General features: G+C 65.1%; 5 protein-coding genes. 1 reads left to right on the top strand and 4 read right to left on the bottom strand.

What is annotated here, in order from left to right:
- Nucleotides 1–82 precede the first annotated feature (82 nt).
- Nucleotides 83–2,710 carry a glycosyltransferase gene (locus tag G3436_RS00345; RefSeq protein ID WP_163940240.1) on the bottom strand — a complete coding sequence of 876 codons (2,628 nt, stop codon included), beginning with the start codon at nucleotides 2,708–2,710 and terminating at the stop codon, nucleotides 83–85.
- A 164-nt stretch (nucleotides 2,711–2,874) separates the two neighbouring features.
- Between G3436_RS00345 and tcdA the strand changes: the two genes are divergently transcribed.
- The gene (tcdA, locus tag G3436_RS00340) at nucleotides 2,875–3,699 is read left to right on the top strand and encodes a tRNA cyclic N6-threonylcarbamoyladenosine(37) synthase TcdA (RefSeq protein WP_163940238.1); all 825 of its coding nucleotides are present in this window, start codon (nucleotides 2,875–2,877) and stop codon (nucleotides 3,697–3,699) included.
- On the opposite strand, the gene G3436_RS00335 is transcribed toward tcdA, so the two are convergent.
- From G3436_RS00335 to dapD, 3 genes are read right to left on the bottom strand one after another with little or no spacing between them, the layout of a single operon-like run.
- The gene (locus tag G3436_RS00335) at nucleotides 3,678–4,088 is read right to left on the bottom strand and encodes a SufE family protein (RefSeq protein ID WP_163940236.1); all 411 of its coding nucleotides are present in this window, start codon (nucleotides 4,086–4,088) and stop codon (nucleotides 3,678–3,680) included. The genes tcdA and G3436_RS00335 overlap by 22 nt on opposite strands.
- A complete protein-coding gene (locus G3436_RS00330) occupies nucleotides 4,085–5,290 on the bottom strand; it encodes an aminotransferase class V-fold PLP-dependent enzyme (RefSeq protein WP_163940234.1) in 1,206 nt (401 codons plus the stop codon). The genes G3436_RS00335 and G3436_RS00330 overlap by 4 nt, the downstream gene beginning before the upstream one ends.
- Nucleotides 5,291–5,343: 53 nt before the next feature.
- The gene (dapD, locus tag G3436_RS00325; protein WP_163940232.1) at nucleotides 5,344–6,378 is read right to left on the bottom strand and encodes a 2,3,4,5-tetrahydropyridine-2,6-dicarboxylate N-succinyltransferase; all 1,035 of its coding nucleotides are present in this window, start codon (nucleotides 6,376–6,378) and stop codon (nucleotides 5,344–5,346) included.
- Nucleotides 6,379–6,388 lie beyond the last annotated feature (10 nt).

The raw sequence follows: 6,388 nt of genomic DNA, 5'->3' as shown, positions 1-6,388 counted from the left end.
AGGCCAGCTCCCACAGGTACAGTGGAGCATGCTTCAGGTCGACTGATCCCAGTTGTGGAGCTGCTTGCCAGCGAACTTTTAATCAGGCCGCAGGTGCCGGCTGTGTGGCATCCGCAGGCTTGGGCAGCGACGACAGCAGCGCCATGATCAGCGCCGCCAGGTAAGGCAGTGACTGCACCAGCAGCATCGCCACCCAGAAGCGCATGTCATTGCTCGGCAGGCCCTGCACCAGGAAGATCCCCAGCGCCGCACCCCATAGCAGCAACATGATGAACAGCTCCTCGCGCGCCTCCGACAGCGCCACCAGCACGCCATGGCTGTCGGCGTTCTTCGGGGTGCGGAAGAACGGAATGCTGCTGGTGAAGAACCCGTACAGCACGGCCTTGGCGATGGTGTGCGACAACGCCAGCCCCGCCAGCGCCGCCGAGAACGCATCCTTGAGGTTGACCCCCACCGCACGGCGGTACAGGAACACGATCTTGCCGACCTTGAACACGAACAGCGCCAGCGGCGGGATCGCGAAGATCAGCAGCGGCGGGTCGACCCGCTGCGGCACGATGATCATCGCCGCCGACCACAGCAGCGCACCCACGGTGAAGAAGATGTTCATGCCGTCGGCCACCCACGGTAGCCAGCCGGCCAGGAAGTGGTAACGCTGGCCACGGGTCAGCTCGGTGTCCTTGCCGCGCAGCAGGCTGGCGGTGTGGCGCTTGATGATCTGGATCGCGCCGTAGGCCCAGCGAAAGCGCTGCTTCTTGAAGTCGATGAAGGTGTCGGGCATCAGGCCCTTGCCGTAGCTGGTGTGGGAGTAGGCGGCCGACAGGCCCTTCTCGAACACGCGCAGGCCCAGCTCGGCATCCTCGCAGATGCACCAGTCGGCCCAGCCCAGCTCTTCGAGCACCGAGCGCCGGGTCATGGTCATGGTGCCGTGCTGGATGATCGCGTCACGGTCGTTGCGGGTGACCATGCCGATTTGGAAGAAGCCCTTGTACTCGGCGTAGCAGAGCTTCTTGAAGGTGCTCTCGTTGCCGTCGCGGTAGTCCTGCGGCGACTGCACCACGGCGATTTTCGGGTCGGCGAAGTGCGGCACCATGTGCTTGAGCCAGTTGCGATCGACGCAGTAGTCCGAGTCGATCACCGCAATCACTTCGGCATCCTTGGCGGTGTGCGGGATCAGGTAGTTCAGCGCACCGCCCTTGAAACCGGCCAGGGGCGCGACGTGGAAGAACTTGAAGCGCTCGCCCAGCAGCTCGCAGTGGGCCTTGATCGGCTCCCATACCGCCGGGTCCTTGGTGTTGTTGTCGATGATCAGGACTTCGTAGTCCGGATAATCCAGGGCTGCCAGGGCATTGAGGGTCTGTTTGACCATCTCTGGCGGCTCGTTGTAGCACGGTACGTGCACCGAGACCTTGGGCCGGTAGGCGGTATCGGCGTCCACCGGCAGGAACAGCCGGCGACGCTTGTGCGTCCACACTGCCTCGGCCAGCTCGTGGGCTTCGGTGAGCAGCACGATGAATACCCCCAGCGCGCCCAGCGCCAGCAAAAAGCCCACGGTCAGGCTGAACCAGGTGCTGTACTGCTGGCTGTAGTCGTAGCCGATCCACACCAGCACCGAGCCGCACAGGAACGCGATGAACGTGAGGAAGGTACGCCCGCGTTGGCGCAGCGCCGAGCCATCGATCAGCAGCAGGGTCAGCGACAGCATCGCCAGCACCACCGAGCCGACGGCGAGCACGCGCCACTGCGGAATCGCCACGACCGGGCCTTCAAAGTTGAATTTCTGCTGGCGAGAGGCGTTGAACACACCCCAGTAGGCGCCCGCCGAGCCTTCGTCGCTGGCCTTCCAGGGTTGGTCGTAGGCCTCGATCACGAAGTAGTTGTAGCCGCGGCGGTTGAGCGTGTTGACCAGCGTGCGCAGGTAGATCGCCTGGTCGGCCTGGGAGGCGTCGGCGCCGCCGCGCTCGCGCGCATCGGTGCTTGAGTTGATGTCCGAGCGGCGTCGGCCATTGCTTGGCCAGCCGACCTCGGAGAGCAGCAGCGGCTTGCGCGGGAACAGTTGCTTGAGGTCGCGGGCACGATCCAGCACGAACTGCCCGGCGTCCTTCATCGGGATGAACTCCCAGTACGGCAGGATGTGCGCGGCGATCAGGTCGGCGTGCCTGGCCAGCTCCGGGTGCTCCTTCCAGATGTGCCACTGTTCGCTGGTGGTCACCGGTACTTTCACCGCGGCGCGCACCCGGTCCATGTACTCGATCAGAGCCTGCGGGGTAACGTCTTCGCGAAACAGCGCCTCGTTGCCGACCATCACCCGCACCACGCTGCGCGAGGTGTTGGCCAGTTGGATCGCGGTTTCGATTTCACGCTCGTTGCGCTCAAGGTCCGGGCTGATCCACACGCCCAGGGTCACGCGCAGGCCGAACTCTTCAGCCAGGCGCGGGATCAGCGCTTGCGTACCTTCTACGGTATAGATGCGGATGCTGTCGGTGAGCTTGCTCATTTGCTCGAGGTCTTCGCGCAGTTCAGCTTCACTCGGGTATTGGGCTTTCTGCGGGCTTTGCCCCAGGCGGAACGGCGAATAGGAGAAGCCTGAAATCTGCTCCGGCCAGTTGGGGGCGGACACCGGGCGGTTGATCAGTGCCCAGAACCCGGTAAATAGCGCGGCAATTGCCATGACTATCACCAGGTTGATACCAAATTTACGCGATGACATAGAGAGTTCGGGTTCCGAAGGGGGGAACAGGCGGGGATAACCTTACACATTAAAGCAGGGTTGGCGCCGGTCTGGCCAATCGGCGCGGTACGGTCTGTCTATTGCAGGCTGTCATCCTGCGCTGTCGGGCCTATAATGCGCGCCGGTTTTTTCAGGGTTGGGCCATGACTACAGAAGATCCACGCTTTGCCGGTGTTGCCCGGTTGTACGGCCAGCAGGGCTTGCAGCGCCTGCGCGCGGCGCATGTGGCGGTTGTCGGCATCGGCGGCGTCGGCTCCTGGGCGGCCGAGGCAATGGCGCGCAGTGGCGTCGGTGAAATTTCGCTGTTCGACCTGGATGACGTATGCGTCAGCAATACCAATCGTCAGTTGCATGCCATGCAGGGCAATATCGGCAAGTCCAAGGTCGAGGTGATGGCCGAGCGCCTGCGCGCGATCAACCCCGAGTGCACGGTGCACGCGGTGGTGGATTTCGTCACTCGCGAGAATCTGGCGCAGACCATTACCGACCACATCGACTGCGTGATCGACTGCATCGACAGCGTGATGGCCAAGGCTGCACTGATTGCCTGGTGCAAGCGGCGCAAGATCCAGGTAATCAGCACCGGCGGGGCCGGCGGGCAACTGGACCCCACGCAGATCCAGGTGGCGGACCTGAACCGTACGGTGAATGACCCGCTGGCGTCCAAGGTGCGCTCCACGCTGCGTCGTGACCACGGGTTCTCGCGCAATGTCAGCCGCAACTACGGCGTGCCGTGCGTGTTCTCCACGGAGCAGTTGCGCTATCCGCTGCCGGACGGCGGCATCTGCCTGCAGAAGAGCTTTGTCGGTGATGGCGTCAAGCTTGATTGCTCGGGCGGCTTTGGCGCGGTGATGATGGTTACCGCGACCTTCGGCATGGTCGCGGCGAGCAAGGCGGTGGAAAAACTGGTGGGCGGCAAGCGCCGCCCGGCCGACCGTGCGCTGGCTCAGGCGCCTGTAGCGAGCTGAGCCATGCGTTGCAGCACGGCGTTCAGGCCGTTGCTGCGCGAAGGCGAGAGCTGGCGGCCCAGCCCCAGCTGGGTAAACCAGGCGGGCAGGTCCAGTTGCTGCAGTTCACTGCCGGGCAGCCCTTCGACGCGCACCAGCAGTAACGCCAGCAGGCCGCGAATCAGGCGTGCATCGCTGGCTGCCTTGAAATACCAGCGCCCGCCCTGCAGGTCGGCCACCAGCCACACCTGGCTCTCGCAGCCGTGTACGCGGTTGGCCTCGCACTGTTGCTGCGGGCTCAAGGGGGCCAGGCGTTCTCCCCACTGCATCAGCAGGCGGGCGCGCTGCTCCCAGCCAGCGGCTTGCTCGAACACGCTCAGTGCCTCTTGTGCAGCGCTCGGCAGGCTCATCGCAACAGCTCCAGGGCCTGGTCCAGGGCGCCGAACAGGCACTCCAGATCGTGGGAGTCGTTGTACAGCGCCAGCGACACACGCAATGCACCGTCCAGGCCGAGGCTGTTGACCAGTGGCATGGCGCAGTGGTGCCCGGCGCGCACAGCGATCCCCTGCTCGGTGAGCAGGTGGGCGAGGTCGGCGTTGTGCACGCCCTCGACGACGAAACTGGCCAGCGCCAGTTCCGGCGCGCCCAGCACGCGCACCCCTTCACGGTCGCGCAGGCCGCGAAGCAGATGGCGGTGCAAGGCCGCTTCGTGGTCGACCACGGCCGCACCGTCCAGGCTGGCCAGGTAGTCCAGGCTCGCGCCCAGGCCGATCACACTGGCAATCGGCGGCGTTCCGGCTTCAAAACCCAGCGGGGCAGGGCGAAAGCTCGACTGCTGGTAGCCCGCCAGTTGCACCATCTCGCCGCCGAACTGCCAGTGGCGCAGCAGGCTCAGCGCCTCGTTGCGCCCGTAGAGCACACCAAGGCCATCCGGGCCATACAGCTTGTGGCTGGAGAACACGTAGAAGTCGCAGCCCAGCTGTTGCACGTCATGCCGACCATGCACCACACCCTGGGCGCCGTCGACCACGCTGAGGGCGCCCTGGGCGCGGGCGTGCTCAAGCAACGTCTGCAGCGGTTGCCAGGTGCCGAGCACATTCGACAGTTGGCTCACCGCCAGCACGCGGGTGCGCGGCCCGATCAGTTGCAGGGCTGCGTCCAGGTCGATATGGCCATGGCCGTCGATCGGCAGGATCACCAGCTTCAGGCCGCGGCGCTGGGCCAGCTGTTGCCAGGGCAGCAGGTTGGCGTGGTGCTCCAGGGCGCTCACGGCGATCTCGTCGCCGGCCTCCAGGCGCGATTCCAGGCCGTAGGCCAGCAGGTTCAGCGCCGAGGTGGCGCCGTGGGTGAAGACGATCTGCTGCGCGTCGGCGGCATTGAGCCAGGTGGCGACCTTTTCGCGACTGGCTTCGAAGGCCTGGGTGGCCAGGGCGCCGGGCAGGTGCTGGGCACGGTGCACATTGGCAGCACCATGGGTGTAATAGTGGCTCAGGGCATCGAGCAGGGCTTGGGGTTTCTGCGTGGTGGCAGCGCTGTCCAGGTAGGTCTGGTGCTGGCGTTGCAGGGTGGCGATGGCAGGGAAGTCTGCGCGCCAGGGAGAGGGCTGGAACATGATGTGTAGGGCCTGATATCGGTCTGGCAGAGGGCCAGACCCGATCGTACCACTTAGTTGTGGGCGTGCAGCGCTTCGTTCAGCTCGATGGCCGACTTGTGGGTCTTGCACTCGACCGCGCCGTTGAGCGAATTGCGGCGGAACAGCAGGTCGGTCTGGCCAGCCAGGTCACGGGCCTTGACCACCTTGACCAGCTCGTTGTTCTCGTCGAGCAGGTTTACCTTGGTGCCCGCCGTGATGTACAGGCCGGCTTCGACGGTGTTGCGATCGCCCAGCGGGATGCCGATACCGGCGTTGGCGCCGATCAGGCAGCCTTCGCCGACCTTGATGATGATGTTGCCGCCGCCCGACAGGGTGCCCATGGTCGAGCAGCCGCCGCCCAGGTCCGAACCCTTGCCGACGAACACGCCGGCCGATACGCGGCCCTCGATCATGCCCGGGCCTTCGGTGCCGGCGTTAAAGTTGACGAAGCCTTCGTGCATGATGGTGGTGCCTTCGCCGATGTAGGCGCCCAGGCGCACACGGGCGCTGTCGGCGATACGCACACCGGTCGGCACCACGTAGTCGGTCATTTTCGGGAACTTGTCCACCGAGAACACTTCCAGCAGCTCGCCCTTGAGGCGGGCTTCGAGTTGCTGTTCGGCGAGTTCAGCCAGGTCGATCGCACCCTGGCTGGTCCAGGCCACGTTTGGCAGCAGCGGGAAGATGCCGGCCAGGCTCAGGCCGTGTGGCTTGACCAGGCGGTGCGACAGCAGGTGCAGCTTCAGGTAGGCCTCTGGCGTGGAGCTGAGGGTGGCGTCTTCGGCGAGCAGAGTGGCGACCAGCGGCTTGTTGCTTTCGGCCAGGCGGGTCAGCAGTGCCGCCTGGGCAGCGTCGACGCCCTTGAGGGCTTCGGCCAGCTGTGCGGCCTGTGCGTTGCTGAAGGCGATGGCCTGGTTGCCAGCGCTGTAGCCCAGGATCGGGGCGATGGCCGCGACCAGGTCGGCGGCGGGGTTGAGCAGTGGCTGTGCGTAGAAGACTTCCAGCCAGGCGCCTTGACGGTTTTGAGTGCCGACGCCGAAGGCCAGGCTGAACAGGGAAGTGGACATGCAGATACCT

Source organism: Pseudomonas brassicae (assembly GCF_010671725.1).
Taxonomy (GTDB): Bacteria; Pseudomonadota; Gammaproteobacteria; order Pseudomonadales; family Pseudomonadaceae; genus Aquipseudomonas; species Aquipseudomonas brassicae.
Note: the sequence above shows the minus strand (reverse complement) of the source record. Positions and strands in the feature narration are given on the sequence as shown.